This window comes from Lysinibacillus sp. EB106-09-02-XG168, assembly GCF_058791475.1.
Map to the genome: position 1 here is coordinate 3,000,601 of NZ_JBYTDN010000003.1, position 16,641 is coordinate 3,017,241.

At 33.6% G+C, this 16,641-nt stretch carries 10 protein-coding genes; 4 read left to right on the top strand and 6 right to left on the bottom strand.

Annotation, left to right across the window (positions count from 1 at the left end; all coding sequences use genetic code 11):
- Nucleotides 1–5: 5 nt before the first annotated feature.
- Nucleotides 6–3,755 (bottom strand): amino acid adenylation domain-containing protein, encoded by a 3,750-nt coding sequence (locus AC3WSO_RS15505; RefSeq protein ID WP_492532049.1) that lies wholly within the window; start codon nucleotides 3,753–3,755, stop codon nucleotides 6–8.
- A 233-nt stretch (nucleotides 3,756–3,988) separates the two neighbouring features.
- On the opposite strand from AC3WSO_RS15505, the gene AC3WSO_RS15510 reads away from it, so the two are divergent.
- Nucleotides 3,989–4,573 (top strand): ArsR/SmtB family transcription factor, encoded by a 585-nt coding sequence (locus AC3WSO_RS15510; RefSeq protein ID WP_492532051.1) that lies wholly within the window; start codon nucleotides 3,989–3,991, stop codon nucleotides 4,571–4,573.
- Between the two features lie 18 nt (nucleotides 4,574–4,591).
- Entirely contained in the window at nucleotides 4,592–5,875 is a 1,284-nt protein-coding gene (locus AC3WSO_RS15515; RefSeq protein ID WP_492532053.1) for an MFS transporter, read from the top strand.
- A gap of 318 nt (nucleotides 5,876–6,193) precedes the next feature.
- Here the strand turns inward: AC3WSO_RS15515 and AC3WSO_RS15520 are convergent, their stop codons facing one another.
- The gene (locus tag AC3WSO_RS15520) at nucleotides 6,194–6,961 is read right to left on the bottom strand and encodes an alpha/beta fold hydrolase (RefSeq protein WP_492532055.1); all 768 of its coding nucleotides are present in this window, start codon (nucleotides 6,959–6,961) and stop codon (nucleotides 6,194–6,196) included.
- Between the two features lie 641 nt (nucleotides 6,962–7,602).
- On the opposite strand from AC3WSO_RS15520, the gene AC3WSO_RS15525 reads away from it, so the two are divergent.
- On the top strand, nucleotides 7,603–9,702 hold the full coding sequence (locus AC3WSO_RS15525; protein ID WP_492532057.1) for a hypothetical protein: 2,100 nt from the start codon (nucleotides 7,603–7,605) through the stop codon (nucleotides 9,700–9,702).
- 116 nt (nucleotides 9,703–9,818) lie between these two features.
- Here the strand turns inward: AC3WSO_RS15525 and AC3WSO_RS15530 are convergent, their stop codons facing one another.
- Together AC3WSO_RS15530 and AC3WSO_RS15535 are read right to left on the bottom strand one after the other, a co-directional pair.
- Nucleotides 9,819–11,054: a DNA polymerase IV gene (locus AC3WSO_RS15530; RefSeq protein ID WP_492532058.1), complete on the bottom strand. Its 1,236-nt coding sequence runs from the start codon at nucleotides 11,052–11,054 to the stop codon at nucleotides 9,819–9,821.
- A 91-nt stretch (nucleotides 11,055–11,145) separates the two neighbouring features.
- Nucleotides 11,146–12,543 carry an aminotransferase-like domain-containing protein gene (locus AC3WSO_RS15535; protein WP_492532060.1) on the bottom strand — a complete coding sequence of 466 codons (1,398 nt, stop codon included), beginning with the start codon at nucleotides 12,541–12,543 and terminating at the stop codon, nucleotides 11,146–11,148.
- 133 nt (nucleotides 12,544–12,676) lie between these two features.
- On the opposite strand from AC3WSO_RS15535, the gene AC3WSO_RS15540 reads away from it, so the two are divergent.
- Nucleotides 12,677–13,840, top strand: a complete 1,164-nt coding sequence (locus tag AC3WSO_RS15540) for an aminotransferase-like domain-containing protein (protein ID WP_492532062.1) — start codon at nucleotides 12,677–12,679, stop codon at nucleotides 13,838–13,840.
- 696 nt (nucleotides 13,841–14,536) lie between these two features.
- Here AC3WSO_RS15540 and AC3WSO_RS15545 read toward each other — a convergent pair.
- A complete protein-coding gene (locus AC3WSO_RS15545) occupies nucleotides 14,537–15,406 on the bottom strand; it encodes an AraC family transcriptional regulator (RefSeq protein ID WP_492532064.1) in 870 nt (289 codons plus the stop codon).
- Nucleotides 15,407–16,169: 763 nt separating this feature from the next.
- The gene (locus AC3WSO_RS15550; protein ID WP_349660606.1) at nucleotides 16,170–16,295 is read right to left on the bottom strand and encodes a hypothetical protein; all 126 of its coding nucleotides are present in this window, start codon (nucleotides 16,293–16,295) and stop codon (nucleotides 16,170–16,172) included.
- Nucleotides 16,296–16,641: the final 346 nt, after the last annotated feature.

Genomic DNA, 16,641 nt, shown 5'->3' on the forward strand with positions numbered 1-16,641 from the left:
CTCCTCTATTTATATAAACTATAAATTTTATTTAAGTCTTCTTCTTTTAAATTAGAATCTTTAATTTTCTCTATATCTTGTTTTTTTGACAAATCATTTAACAATTTATTAAGTTCATTCAGATAAATATTAGCAATGCTTTCAATTATACTTTCCTCAAGATTTTGTTCATAATATTCAAATCTAACTTCCAAACATCCGTTAATAACCTTTGCCACCACATCTAAAATATAATCACTATTTTCTGTTACACTTGTATCACTTAAAGGAACATCGTTATTAATTTTGAAAATAGATTTATTATTGCCGTTATCAAATTGTCCTAAATAATTAAATTTTATTTTTGGTTTAGCTAGGCTCTTTAACAGTGACTGCGTATTTTCATCTGAGAAATCTCTTAAAATACCGAATCCCACACCTTTATGTGGTATTTCGTTTAGCTTGTCACTTATTATTGTTAATACCTCAATATTCGATTTATTTTCTAAATTATTTATTGTAAAACTAACAGGAAAAATGCTTGTAAACCAACCAATCGTTCTAGATAAATCGGAAGTACCATCGATATTCTCTCTTCCATGTCCCTCTAAATCTATTAGAAGGTGCTTCTCATTATTCCAATTATTTAAAGCTAAGTATAAGGGTGTTAATAATAATTCGTTTATTTTAAATTGCCCTGTTCTTAATGAATCTTTTAAAAGTTTACGAGTGGAAACTGGACTTAATTTTACTATTACATCTGCTCGTTTCATCGGTCCGTTATTAGAAGCTAATGGAACATTCATTTCATTAGCAACAAACTTTTCAGTCCAATAGTATTTATCTATATCCAATTGTTGCGCATAGAAAAAGTCTTGTTGTTTCTTAGCCCATTCTTTGTATGACGTTGTTTTTTCTGGTAAGATAACCTCTTGATCATTAATTAATTGATTATAAACTTGCGTAAGATCTTCTATGAAAATTCTCCAAGATACTCCATCCATAATTAAATGGTGAAATACCAATATTAATTTATTAGATTGAGCGGGTGATAATTTTATAAATAATGCTTTTAGTAAATTTTCTTCCAAATTTAAGCTAGATTGAACTTCAATTAGATCCTTTTGTATTTCTTCGTTTTGCTCATTAATAGTTAATCTTGCATAATCTTTTACTTCAAATAATAAATCAATATTTTCTTCTATTTTTGGAACGTACTCATTTTTTCGTTTGTAAAACCTAGTTCGAAGAACATCATGATGATGTATAATTTCCTGTAAAGATTTCTCTACTGCTGCGATATTTATATTAGCTGGTGTATCTAATATTAAAGACATATTCCAGTGTTCTGGTTTTTTCAAATCCTTATTAAAGAACCAATTTTGGATTGGCGTTTTAGATATTTCTCCAGTAATTTTATTTTGATTGATCTCAAATTGAATTGTTTTTTTGCTAGTATCTATATTCTCTATAGTCCTTTTCTCTAGTAAATCATTCAATTCAAGGTGAATTCCTTCTTTTTTAGCCTTGGCGACAATAAGCAAAGCTAAAATAGAATCTCCGCCTAATTCAAAGAAATCATCACATATATTTACTTTTGGTATGTCTAATACGTCACTCCATATATTACAAAGGACTTCATTTTTTGAAGGTGTCTCATAATATTTTTCCTTACTCTGTTCAATAATAAAAGGACTAGAATTCATCAATTTTTTCCTGTCTAATTTCCCATTATGGGTTTTAGGCCATTCATCTAAAATATTAAAAATAGAAGGAATCATATAATGAGCAAGAGACTGATTTAATTGACCTCTAATATATTCAGAACTCAACTGAGCTTTTTTATTTTTTAGAATATGAGCAACTAATTTTTTTCCACTATTACTCTCTTTTGTCATAACTACAGCATCTTGAATATCAGGAATATTTCTAAGAGCTATTTCAATTTCGGTTAACTCAATTCGATTTCCTCTTATCTTAACTTGCTTATCATTCCTTCCAATATATTCTATATGATTATCTAAAGTTAGCCGAGCTAAGTCTCCAGTTTTATATAATTTCTTAGACGTTATAACAGAGAATGGATTATCGATAAAAGATTTAGCAGTAAGTTCTTGTTTGTTTAAGTATCCTTTTGCTAATCCAACGCCTGCTAAGTAAAGCTCCCCTGTTACACCTTTTGGTTCTGGAGTAAGCTCTGAATTTAAAATTAAAGTTTGCATGTTGTTTATTGGGTTACCAATAGGAACATAGTTAAAATTATCGGTACTATGGCAAGTCCAATGAGTTACGTCTATAGCTGCTTCTGTAGGTCCATAAAGATTATGGAGTTCACTATTTAGCGTTTGATGGAATTTTCTTTGCTGATTTTTTGTTAATTCCTCCCCACTACAGAAAACTCTCTTTAAAGTTATACAAGTTCCAACTTCCTCGTTTTCTAAAAAAGCATTCAGCATGGAGGGCACAAAATGCACAGTTGTAACAGCTTCCTTTTTAATTGTATTTATCAAATATTGGCTGTCTTTATGGCCCTCAGGCTTTGGAAAAACAATTTTTGCACCAGTTATTAAAGGTAAAAATAACTCCCAAACTGATACATCAAAACTAAATGGAGTCTTTTGGAGAATAATATCTTTAGAATCAATTCCATAATATTCTCCCATCCATATTAATCTGTTTGCTACCGCACCATGTTGCACCATTACGCCTTTAGGATCTCCAGTAGAGCCTGATGTGTAAATAACATACATTAAATCTTCAATATTTATCAGTAAATCAAGATTAGAAATTGACTCATTACTGTAATCAATAGTGTCAATTCTGAGAGTATTAACCTCTAAATTGTTATAATTCCAATTTTTATTTATTAAAATAATTGAAGCTTTTGTATCATCTAATATATAGTTAATTTTAGATTCTGGTAGGCTAGGATCGATGGGTACATAGACAGCTCCTGCCTTTAATATAGAAAGTAGACCTATAATCATTTCAAGAGATCTTTCAACACTTATCGCAACAAAATCACCTATCCCAACCCCATTTTTTTGAAGATATCTTGCCAACTGATTAGACTTTTCATTTAGTTCTTTATATGTTAATGTTTCTCCCTCGTATTTTGTAGCGATCAAGTTAGGTGTTTTCGCAGCTTGTTTTTCAAATAAGGAATGAATACATGCTTTTTCATAATTCTTGTAAGTGTTATTAAAGTTTATAAAAATATCCTTACGCTCTTCTTCTGTTAAAAAGTCTATTTTATCTATTGGTATACTATAATTTAATTCAAATTTTTTTATTATTTCAGACAAATGATTCGATAATTGTTTTGCAAATTCTTCTCTAATAAAATTGCTATATAAATTCGGTCTTTCATTAGTTATAAACAAGAATCTTTTCGCTTCTAACATAGGGTCCTTTTGGAAGAATCCTACGAAATAACTTTTTTCCTTTTTCATCTCTTTAATAAAGTCTTCTTTAGATAAATCCGTTTTGTTATAAATTAAATCACTAGTAATTTTATTGAAAATATCCTTAAGGGAAGTTAGCTTTTCAATAGTTATTTTAATTAGTGATAATTCAGAAACGTTTTTCTCATTTTCGCATACAATGACTATATCCTTTTGTTTTGTATATCTGTAAATCAAAGCAATCCAAGCAGTAAGAAGTACATTATTATTGATTATTTCTACATCAAGAGGAATTTTTTCTTTTGATTTAAAATTAGAAATAAAGTTAGTTGAAAATTCCGGAAATTGGAACTCATTTAAAATTTTATTCACAATTTTCTCTCCCTTTCAAAATAGAATAAATGGTAATAATAAACATAAATACATTCGAAAACAACAATTTACAAAAAATTACATCGAATGTAACTCTAATATGATACATATTTTTACATTTGTCAAACGATACATTTTCCAAAAATTTCATATATAAATATTCGCATTTACAAAATTAGCTTTTTTTGGTAATGTAGTTAAATAAAATTAACTGGTTAAAAAGGGGATTAAAAATGAAAACAATTAAAATAATCCAAACATATGAACAATTAAAAGCAATAAGTGACCCCTTACGTACAAAAATACTTATGTATTTAGTAGAGAGGCCTTTTACATGTCACCAATTGGCTGAAGAATTAAACTTAACTCGTGCTAAAATCCTATATCATTTACGCGAACTTGAAAAACATGATTTTATTAAACTGGTGAAAAAAGTCGAACAAGGAGGGAATCTACTTAAATATTACCAAGCGGTTGCAAGAGGCTTTATTCCAGCAGATGATCTATTGAATTTTGTAGAATCTCAAGAAGCTACTCGACAATCCTATTTAGAAGTATTAAATCGAGCAAAAACTCGGGTATTGACAGCCCCGAATTCATCATTTGAAATCAATTCTTCAGAAGTTAAAGAATGGGATAGTTTATCATTACAAACTGAAGTTTCAGTGACTAAGGAAAAATTTTTGGAATTTACAAAGAAGTATAGAGAATTGATAAATGAACTTGTAACGAATGACGAAATAGCAGAAAAAAATAATTATTATGTCATGATTACTGCCTTTAAAATTGATGAGTTCATTTTTTCTGAAAAATCATAGAATTATAGAGGTGTTAGTATGGGAAGTAAAGGTATATCATTAATGTCCAAAAAATTGATAAAACCCGAAGAACCTGTTAATCCAAGTGAACGTTTACTTCTTAATAGAGCTTTCCTTTTTCTTTGGCTTTCAAGTACTTTCTCTTTTCTTGCTCTATCAACTTATCTTTTTGCAGAACAATGGTACATCGTAAGAGTATTAAAACAAGAGGCTGTATTAGGAATTGTATTGATGGTTACAATGATTCCTAGAATATTTTTAATGACCATTGGTGGAGTATGGGCAGACAGAATAAAACGTTCGAAGATAATGTTATTTTCAAGTTTAACTAGATGTATTTTAGTTCTTATCATGATATTGTTTTTACAATTAAGCTGGTTACAAATATGGCCTTTAATTTGTTTTGCCGTACTCTTTGGATGCGTTGATGCTTTCTTTTCTCCAGCTAATTCCTCTCTATTGCCTATAGTAGTTTCAAAAAATCTACTCACAAGAGCTAATTCATTCATTCAAAGTTCTAATCAAATTGCAATGTTTTCTGGTCCTATGATTGGCGGGCTAATTATAACACTTTCTGCTTCTTTCAAAGTTCTTTTTTTAGTAGTAGCAGTTTTCCTATTTATCACATTTATATTTTCAATGTTTATTAGAGAAAATCAACCAGAAATAAAAATAAATAATACACACCAAACCTCTACTAAATTAGAGTTAAAAGAAGGCTTGAATTATGTTTGGAACATGCCTTTCTTGAAAAATATGATCGTTATTTTAATAATTATTAATTTTTTCTTTTTTGGCCCTTTATTAATTGGCATACCTCTTCTAGTAAATAATGTTCTCTCTGGCGAAGCCATCGACCTTAGCATTCTTCAAGGATCATATGAAATTGGGATGTTGTTAGGGGCTGTATTAATTGGCATCTTAAACCTTACAAAAAGAAAGGGGTTGGTTATACTTATTCTGATTAGCCTTCTCGGCATAGCCCTAGCCACTTTAGGTCAGATTAATTTTGTATGGCAAGGCGTAATTTTATTATTATTAATGGGTATTTTTTCCTCTACAATTAATGTCTTATTAATATCATCAATACAAGAGAACAGCCACGAAGATAAAATAGGGCGTGTGATGAGTATTGTCAATGCTTCATCTAACGGACTAGTTCCATTGTCTTATGCATTTGTTTCATTATCACTATTCATAAACCTATCTATTTCGCTTTTAATGTTGTTATGTGGAATTTTAATTTGGATTATATCGATACTATATATTTTTAAATCAAAAGTAATTAAATATTATGACTAATGTCATTGTTTAATTTTTCATATATTTTCTTTACAGAAAAAAATCCGATTTACTTTATAAAAAATTACATTCCCACCCATTTTTCTAACGATTTTTCACTAATTTCGAGTGAAAAATGGCGTCTAAATCATCTTTTAGAAATCTCCTCAATTCCTTATCATCCTCAATCATATAACGACGAGAATAGTTAGTTAAAAAGTAAGTATAGAATGCATGGAAAAAAATGAAATCGAGTAGGAGGCTAATCATTATTTGATTAGCCAACCTCTCACAACACCTCCGACAAAAAGTAAAATAGATTCCTTTTTGCACTATGTATTATTTGATAACCTCCCCATCTGGTAACTTACCATCCTTAATCCACTCTTCTACAAAACGGTTAAAGAACTCAGGGTTCGCTAATGAAACACCGTGGCCGATATTAGATAGCAAAACACCTCGACAATTGGAATTGCTATTCACAAGATGGAGAGCAGATTTTTTCATGTTGCCTTTCTCTTTTTCACCAACAGTTACCAAAATATTACATTGAGCTTTCGGAAAATCACGAGGGGTGGCAAACGACATATTTTCTTTCAATAACTTAACAAGGGTATCTACTTTCATCTTTGAACTATCTTCATAATATTGCTCAAAATATTCTTGATCTACATATAACGTTTTAGCTTGAAGCTTGGCGAATGATTTATTTTTTATTAAGGGAAAAGTTAGTTTTATCAATGGTCTAATGCATTTTTCTGCAATTAGGGAAGGTGTCACTAAAGCACTGTTAATGATGGCAAAGTTTATTAATTGTGGCTTTAAGCTAACCATTTGAATTGCAATTTGAGCTCCTAGTGAAAATCCGACTACTATGACACGCTTATTTTTGGCTTTTTCTTCTATTAAAGATAGAAGCTTTTTTGCACTATCTTCAATTGTAAAATCAGAGGTAGCCTCGTTATCTATTAATTCTGGTACAACGCAATGAAAATCGGAAAAGTATTGGACTTGATTATCCCACATCCACCCTCCAACACCACCCCCATGAATAAACAATATGAGTGGCTTATGTAAATCACCGTACTCCTTATAATTCATTACCACACCTTCTTTCTTTGTTCTTGTATTCCCCAGGAAATAAACAGATTATTCTTACACATTTTGAATCATCACCAAAAGAAGTGGATAATTTCGTTAAATTGTATGCCATGTTTATAAGTTGATTGGAGTAGAGACTGGGCGACTCCTCGGGGATCAGTGATATAGAGGAACGCGAGTGAAGCGGCTCTTCGGACGCCTCCAGGAAGCTTTGCTCTGTGTGAAAGCGAAGCGTCAGCAACAAATGTTTTAACTGTGCGAAAGCGAAGCGTCAGCAACAAATGTTTTAACTGTGCGAAAGCAAAGCGTCAGCAACAAATGTTTTAACTGTGCGAAAGCGAAGCGTCAGCAACAAATGTTTTAACTGTGCGAAAGCAAAGCGTCAGCAACAAATGTTTTAACTGTGCGAAAGCGAAGCGTCAGCAACAAAGCGCCCAGTCGGAACGGAAATCAACCACACGTTAAGGGTATAGGTTATATTTTTACACATTGTATTTATTTTACCAATTTATAGTGTTTATGTGTCATATTTATATTTACTCCTGCATATATAATACTTGAAACACATTTAGCATTTTTGATGAAACATTGTAGCTCTTGGGATTGAGGAAGAAAGACAAAAAATAACAAACATGGAGGTAATAAAGATGGATCAAAACAAAACGAACGAAGCAAAAGAATTAGTCAAAGCCATTAGCCCTTCCAGTTTAGGAGAATTTCCCCTCGCACCAATTAGTGGCTTATATGCATGGAGTGAACAGCAAATCAGTGAGGAACTTCGCATCGATGTAGACGGATACTACCCACAAATGGTAGCAAGCGGAACTATTATTTCAAACATGTCTTCTACTATTCATTGGATTGCCAAGTTAACAGCTAATGGTCCAGATACTTGGACAGGCAATATTCGAAATAAATACTTAGACGACATACAATCATTTCCTTATACAAATGTAAAAATAAAAGTAACACGCGGTTCAATACCTGAACAGCATACTGCGGAAGTCGCATTTCTGATTGGAGGAGAGACAGACAGAACTAGCTCGTTCAAGTTTCAATCTCCTTACTTCCATCCTGTGGAATTTGAATTTGATGGTGAAGAAGGTACAACGCCAGTCACAACCTATCAAACACACGCTCATCCAGACAAGCCAGCATCTTTGCCGGATGAGACTTTGTCAATTTCAGAAGTTTTTAAACGCACTGGGTTTGATGTAAAAATATCAGACGGTAATAATATTGTTTCCAAAGACTATACAGGGACTGATAAAAAGTGGAACACTCAGGAGATGCATGATGCCATGCAAGTATATTGGTCACACTTTGATCATAAGCCCCAATGGTCCATGTGGACATTTTTTGCAAATTCGGAAGCTGAAGAGGGCCATGGTTTGGGCGGTATTATGTTTGATAGCTTAGGTCCGAATCATCGTCAAGGGACAGCCATATTTAATAATTCATTTATTTCAGATCCACCTAAAGGTGACCCCTTCCCAGAAGCTTGGGTACAGCGATATCGTTTTTGGTGTGCTTGCCATGAGATGGGACATGCCTTCAATCTCCTGCACTCTTGGCAAAAACACTTAGGTCATCCTTGGGAACCGTTGGATCGTCCGCTTACCCCAGAACCTAAGGCTCTAAGCTTTATGAATTATCCTTACAATTTTGATAGTAAAACTAATGGCAAGGCGTTCTTTAAAAACTTTGAGTATCGTTTTAGTGATCAAGAGCTTTTGTTTTTGCGCCACGCTCCTGAGCGCTTCGTACAAATGGGGAATGCTGATTGGGCTGTAGATCATGGTTTTGAGCAACCGATTACTTCTATTCACCCTTCTTTTAATCTTGAATTGAGGGTTAACCGTAAAACATCTATATTCCAATGGTTAGAGCCTGCAGTTATTGAAATCAAATTAACAAATACTTCGAATCAACCTCAGTCAATCAATAAACATATATTGTCCGATTTATACGGAATGACTGTAATGGTTAAAAAAGATAAAAAACAAGGACGTCGATTGCTACCCCATGTTCAATATTTATGGAACAAAGAAAATAAGGTAATAATGCCTGGTGAATCACTGTACGAAACTATTTTCGCGTCCGTAGGGAAAAATGGCTGGTTAATTGATGACCCAGGGTTTTATAACATTCAAGTAGCTATGCAAATAAACGGCCATAACATCGTATCAAATAACTTAAGACTTCGAGTTTTACCACCTACGGGATACGACCAGGAATTCCTTGCTCAAGACTATTTCTCTGAAGAAGTCGGCCGTGTTCTTGCATTCGATGGCAGTCGTTATCTTGACAAAGGAAACGATATCCTTCGTGAGATAACTGAAAAACTTCCTGACCATGCTGTTGCTCTTCACGCCCATATCGCTCTTGCTAAACCATTGGCGTTCGATTATCAATTCCTTGACTTCACAGGAGACTCAGATACAAAAGGTAAAATCAAACTAATACCTGCCCAACCAGATGAGGCACGCAAACAGTTTACTTCTGCGTTAACTGAGCACAAACAAGTAGCTGCTAAAACACTTTCCAATATAGATTATCATGATTATATGGGGACATTCAGTGAATTTCTAAGTACTCAAGAAGAAAATAAGGAAGCCGCACAAGTACAGAATGTCCTTTATCAAACGCTGGCTGAACGGAATGTGCTAGATAGTGTATTACAAAAAATCAAAAATCGCCGTGAAAACTATGAACAAAAGGAAAATGAATTTTCTACGAAGATATAATATTTCCTCTTAAATAAGCCGCTTTCAGTCTAATAACAAATAGAAAACCGTCATTTCAAAAAAAGGTTGATCGAAATGACGGTTTTCTGTTTGATTTTAAAGTTTGATCATTTATTCTACTTATGCTCATCCCAAAAGTCCTTACTGAAACTCGTATTTGCTTGATATTTCCCAGCTGGTTTGGCAATATCTGAACCTCGCAAAATTGTTCCTTTTCCAAACTTTTGCTCGATTTGATCAACCAGTTTAATGATGGGTTCATCTTTTACATGCTCTTCAAAGTTAAATAACGTTAGCTGCTGTGTCGTTTCTTTAATATCACTGACATTCGATACAGTAACACCCAATAATCGCACTGGTTCCTCGTCCCAATGCTTATTAAAAAGATACCAGGCATGCTCAACGATATCTTCTTTTGAATGAATCGCGTTATTGATAGACTTACTTCGTGTACACGTTTCCCAATCAGCTGAACGAATCATAATACTTACAGTTACTCCAGCTAGTTTCTTGGCCTTTAATCTTTCCGCTACCTTTTCAGAAAGTGTTGCGGTTACTTTATATAGTTCATCTCTATCTGTCGTATCATGGGAAAGTGTTGTTGAATTCCCTACACTTTTCGTATCATATATTGCTTCTGGATCAACAGGTCTATCATCTTCGCCATTTGCCTTTTGCTTCATGCGCAGACCATTAATGCCAAAGTTTTGCTTTAATACATATTCATCAGCTACAGCTAGTTCTCCAATTGTTTTAATACCTAAATTCCCTAATTTCTCCGCTGTACTTTTACCTACCCCATGCATCTCAATGACATTCAACGGCCACAATACTGCGGGAACATCGCGCTTTCGGAGTATGGTAATACCCATTGGTTTTTTCATATCACTTGCCATTTTCGCTAAAAATTTATTCGGTGCAATGCCGATTGAACAAGGGAGTTGCAGTTCGTTCCAGATTCTATCTTGCATATTTTGTATGTGTTGCAATACATGTTGGCCTTCAACTATAGGAAGTTGCAAATATCCTTCATCGATTGAAACTGGTTGGAGAATGTCGCTATACTCTTTTAACAAATTAAAAAATGACTTGGAGGCAGCTCTATATCGTTCAAAATTAGGAGGTAGTACAATTAGCTCTGGGCACTTTCGACGCGCCTCTCCGACATTCATAGTTGTATAAACACCACTTGCTCTTGCTTCGTAGCTACAAGTAATAATAATACCTCTACGCTCTTTTGGATTACCTGCGATTGCCACAGGTTTCCCTTTTAATGAGGCATCGTAAATTTGTTCAACAGAGGCATAGAAGCAATTAAGGTCAATATGTAAAATGATTCTTCCTTTATTCATATTCTATCTCCTCATTTACTTTGTCTTACTCTGTATGCGCTATCGTATCGCCACTTTTCTTTACATAACTTTATTATAAACCTTCCTTAGTTTAATCAACAAATGTATAATCCCCATCACTTTCAAGTAAATCCTTCAAAATGATCAGTGCTTGTTCAAGTTGATTTTCAGGTGCAGTGATGGCCAAACGAACTGCATTTACTAGCTTCGCATTTCCTACGGCAAAACGTTCAGCTGCGTACACTTGCACACCCGCTTTTGCTGCTAGCAATTCAAACTGAACGCTACTGAATTTTTCGGGAAGTATAAGCCATCTGAAAATACATTCTTCTTCTCCTAAAATGTTATATTCCCCTAAATATTGATCGACAAGGGCATTTTGTTGCTTGGCATACAAACGGTGCTTTTCTAAAATGGTTTGCGCAACGCCATCATGAATCATCCTTGACGTAAGCTCCACCATCATTAAAGACACTGAAATATTTATGTTATACAATGTTTCCATTATTTTTTTACGTAGTGTTGGCGGTGTAACGATATAGGATAGTCGTAAGCCTGGTGAAATAGTTTTGGAAACACTGGCAATATAAATGACTTTCTCTGGTGCATAGGAGGCTATTGGTGCATGTGGTTTCTCTTTAAGAAAACTATAGATCGCATCCTCAATGACGATTATGTTTTTCTGCCTCGCAACTTCCGCTATCATTTTCCTTGTTTCCATCGACATTGTATGGGTAGTCGGATTATGAAAATCAGGAATAACATAAAGACCTTTTATATGCTCATTTTTACAAGCGTATAATAGCCCCTCCCTTGTCATTTCTCCATTTCTTTGTTGGATTGCTACTAGTTGGATACCAAGCATATTTGCTGCTGTTTTTATACCTGCATAAGTAATGGGATCTGTACCAATTCGATCTCCTGGCTGAAACAATGCCGCTAACGTGCCAACAATGGCATTTTGTCCCCCTGCCCCAAGTAATACTGGTTGATCCGTTTGAAAGTTGACCTTTTCCAAAAGCTTCATGGCTGCTTCCGTTTGTCTCGCATTTCCTTCTGGTCGTCCATATTTGAATAATTTGCTAAAATTAGGGTCATTCATCATCTTTTTCATATAACGTGTAATATCTTCATTCGCATGATTTTCTGGCAGTACAGAGCCCATTTCGATCATCTGTGAAGAATTACTTGTCGGTAATAAAATTTTATTAGTCGCCGCATCTGATGAAACAAACGTTCCACTTCCGATAGAAGCATATATAAGCCCCTTCTGCCCACAAAGTTTAAAAGCTCTTGTTATCGTGCTTAAATTAACATCTAAAAAATCTGCTAGCTCACGCTGAGGAGGTAGCTTTGTGCCTGGCAATAATTTACTATCTTTTATATCTTGTTCCAGCTGTTCAGCAATTGCTATATATAACGGAGCCGGACTTTCGCTAATATTCGGCTTCCAACTCATTGGATATTCTTCGAACGAATTAACTGCCATATTCTAAGCTAAGCTCCTTCTCTCTCATTTTTTGCATACAATATTTAATTGTCTTGCATACAATGATAATATTGTATGCATATGATGACAATGATATAATTTTTAAAAAATCAGAAAAAAGGAACGATAAATTATGGAATTTTCAGAAAAGATACTAAATACCCCATCTTCATTCATCCGAAATATTTTGAAAGTAACTGAATCAGAGGATGTCATCTCTTTTGCAGGGGGGCTTCCAAACCCAATCTCTTTCCCAGTTGAAGCGTTAAAGGCATCTGCGAACAAAGCTATTTCGGAAAACGGTAGTCGTCTATTCCAATACTCAGGTACACAAGGTTATGCACCTTTACGTGAGTACATTGCTGCAAAATACCGACGAGTACACGGACTAGATGTCCATGCTGACGATGTATTTATTACAACAGGATCACAGCAGGCTCTTGAACTAATTGGGAAAGTACTTATTAACAAAGGCGATGGTATCGTCATCGAAGAGCCTGGTTACTTAGGTGCTATTCAAGCCTTCACATTAAGTGAGCCAACCTTTTATGGTGTAACACTCGAAAATGATGGGTTAAACTTAGAAGAATTAGAGAATGCATTACAACAACCAAATGTAAAATTCGTGTATACAGTTCCAAATTTCCAAAACCCAACAGGTCTTACGTATTCTAAAGAAAAACGGCAGCAAATTTTCGAAATCCTATCAAAATATGATGTAGCGTTAATTGAAGATGATCCGTATGGAGAGTTACGCTTCCAAGGTGAGCCACTACCATACATTGGTGCTGGTAAATTAGAAAATAGTATTTTGCTAGGTTCTTTCTCTAAAACAGTCACACCTGGAATGCGACTTGGCTTTATCATTACAAAAAACAAAGAATTAATGCAGCATATCGAAACTGCGAAGCAAGCAACTGACTTACACACAAATATTTTCTCTCAATATGTCATTTATGATTATTTAGCAAACAATGACTATACGGAGCACGTTCAGAACATTATAGCGTTATATAAAAATCAAGCCGATGCTATGCTAAATGCAATGGAGGAGTTTTTCCCAGCACATGTGGACTACACACGACCAGATGGCGGAATGTTCATTTGGGCTACAATGAATAATGGAACTTCATCATTAGACGTCTTCCAAAAAGCGATGGAGCAAAAAGTTGCCTTCGTACCAGGTGATCCATTCTACACATCTAAAACGGGTGTTAATACAATGCGCCTAAATTATACAAATGCAACACCAGAAGTCATCCGAGAAGGTATTAAACGCTTAGGTAGCATTTTATAAAAGTCGTTTAAAAATAAAGAAAGTTAGTAATAAGAGATGGTGTGAAAATTTCACACCATTTTTTCTTATTTCTCATAAATAAGGACAGAGCCTATTAAGGCTAATCAAAAAGAAATATCCACTTGTAATGTAGGTTCCATATAAAAGTTGCTAAGCTATTCAAAGATAAATTAGCTGCTTTTTTATTTTTTCTTCTCTTTTTACAATTACCTAAGAAATCAATATTATACATATTTAATACGGCGAATCATTATATCAAAAAAGAACATCCCTATATACAAAATAGATTCCTTTGATACATACTTCCGGTGTACCGAAGGCTAACAAAAGAATCTTTTTAAATACATAAAACCAATACTATATTCATTACATTTCTTTCATTTAAAACCTCAAAAAAGCTTAGGAACAACTCCTAAGCCTTTCTATTATTGAGTAATACTTGATTTGAAATCAGTTTTTTTTAAGTAGCTAATTTATACAAACTCCATTCTGAAAAACATTAATTAAAATGGAGTTTAACCTTTTTTATTTAGTATTAGATAATTTTTGTACTACTTTTTTCACTTAAGCACCCGTTACGGTTCACCGTGACCTTTCTAAATGAGGTTTTATACATATGACCCTTTATTCTTTGTGAAGTAATCTGAACACCAGTTCATCTACTCGAAAACAACTCTTATACCCTCATTGTTATAACTAACGTTTACTTTTTTCCTTTATTGGCATCCAAACTTCGCTATAAACATTTTCATAAGTACCATCATGCTTTGTAAAAGAAATTCCAGGTAGGTCGGCTATTTCATAACCTGAAGATGGCAACCACTCAGAATAAATTTTCGCGGTCGTTTCTTGAAGGGTAACAGGGAATGGTCCTTGATTAGGGAAAATTACCCATAAACTTTCTTCAATAGAAAGTTGTTCTAAATGAGCTAATTGATTTTCTTTTGTTGTTGCAAAACCAATCATATGAGTTAAGTAACCTTTTTCTTCTAAATAACCATCATCAAAATCATAAGATACATTCAAGACTTGATGAGGATATAAATCAGCTAATTGATGCATCTCATATCTTTGTTGTTCAGTAATGGACTGGGCTAGTTCTAAAATTGCATTATTGACACCTTCAAACTGTATTGGTACCCTTTTCGATACTCCAACTATATTAAATTTCTCTTTCTTTTCAATTTTGAATTCCATGGAAATTCCTCCCCTAATATCTATAAAGAATGAAAATTTGGGAAATGATTTTTGAATTTTATTTTTCGCTACTTCTGAAGGTAAGAAGCCACACCATTCACGAAAGGCTCTTGAAAATCCCTCGATTGATTGATAGCCATATTTATAGGCAACATCCGTAACCTTCGCACCGTTTATTAATTCAACATTCGCTACAGATAATCTCCTGTTTTTGATATACTCATTCAATGACATTCCTGCCATATAAGAAAACATCCTTTTAAAATGATAATCAGATAGACCAACTATTTCTGATATTTCTTTTCCAGATATTTCTTCCGTTAAATTTTTTTCGATGTAATCCATTAATTGATTGAATTCTTGTAACATTTCATTTCCCTCCTTAACAATTACATCATATTGTATCCATTGATTTTTTACTCGATATTTTTTATACGAATTATATCGGATTAAGATCAAAAACAGCCTAGAAATATTCTAAGCTGTTTTCGTGTTCATTCAACATATCTTATCCCTTAAATAAATTCTTCTCTCCACCTGTAAATAAGACTGTTTCCTCAAAGATTGTTACTTCTGGTTTCGTATCTTCTTCAACAAAAGCACTCCGTTCGTTGTAGAAGAAATGGTCTTAATTCACATATAAATGCAAAACATTTTCCTGTTTCTCATACCTTCCCTTTATTACTTCGATTCCATCAATTTTAAGCGAATCGACATCTTCAATAGGATTATTCTTTACTATCAGATGTAATTTAATTATATTTTGAAGTCCATCCTTACAATAGGCAATAACAGGTTGTTGTACAAGATAGTCTTCATTGTTAATTCTTACGTTTATAAAGTTTATCCAAATTCGCATTCACTAAGTCTTGAGAAATTCGATTAAAATAGTTATTCATTCTTTTTATCCTCCATATAAAAATTCATTCTTTCTAAATTATCTTTGGGATGATAAATATCCTTTTTCAAAAGAAGCCTTATGCAACTATCCTGCGCAATTTGGTCGTTTAATATCGTGATGGCTCTTTTATAAATATACAGCGCGATTTCAATGCTCCTTCATTAATAGAATAAAAAGCACCCCTCTTCGTGCGCTATAGCGTCGAAAAGGGGTGCTTCGTTCAAATCTAAATTATTTTGTATACGTTAAAACGGCATGTTTCTTAAATTTCTCTAAAGCCTGTGTTGCCTCGTCTTTGTTTGCATATTCAAAAATTCGAACGTCCTTTTTATCAAATACTGTAATAACCCACATCATAAAAGCTCCCTTCCAATTTGTTTTTGTAATATAACACCCACCGAAAACCGCGATACTTTTTCCAACTGTTTTACAACAATTTCTTACTTGATTCTTATTTTACGCCGGTTTTTTAAAAAATTAAAGCCTTATGTGAAGCCCTTCACAAACTGTTCAATTTCAAAACGCTTTCATTGAACAATTTGTGAAAACCGGATTTTCTAAGGCATAAAAACAATCTTCATACCGTCCCGCCGCATTCCCACATTCAAGACGAAAAACCGTATGTACGCCTTTTCCACGACGCACATACGGCTTTCCAAATTCGATGATAATTAAGTAGTAGTAGATTTTATTTCATAAGGTG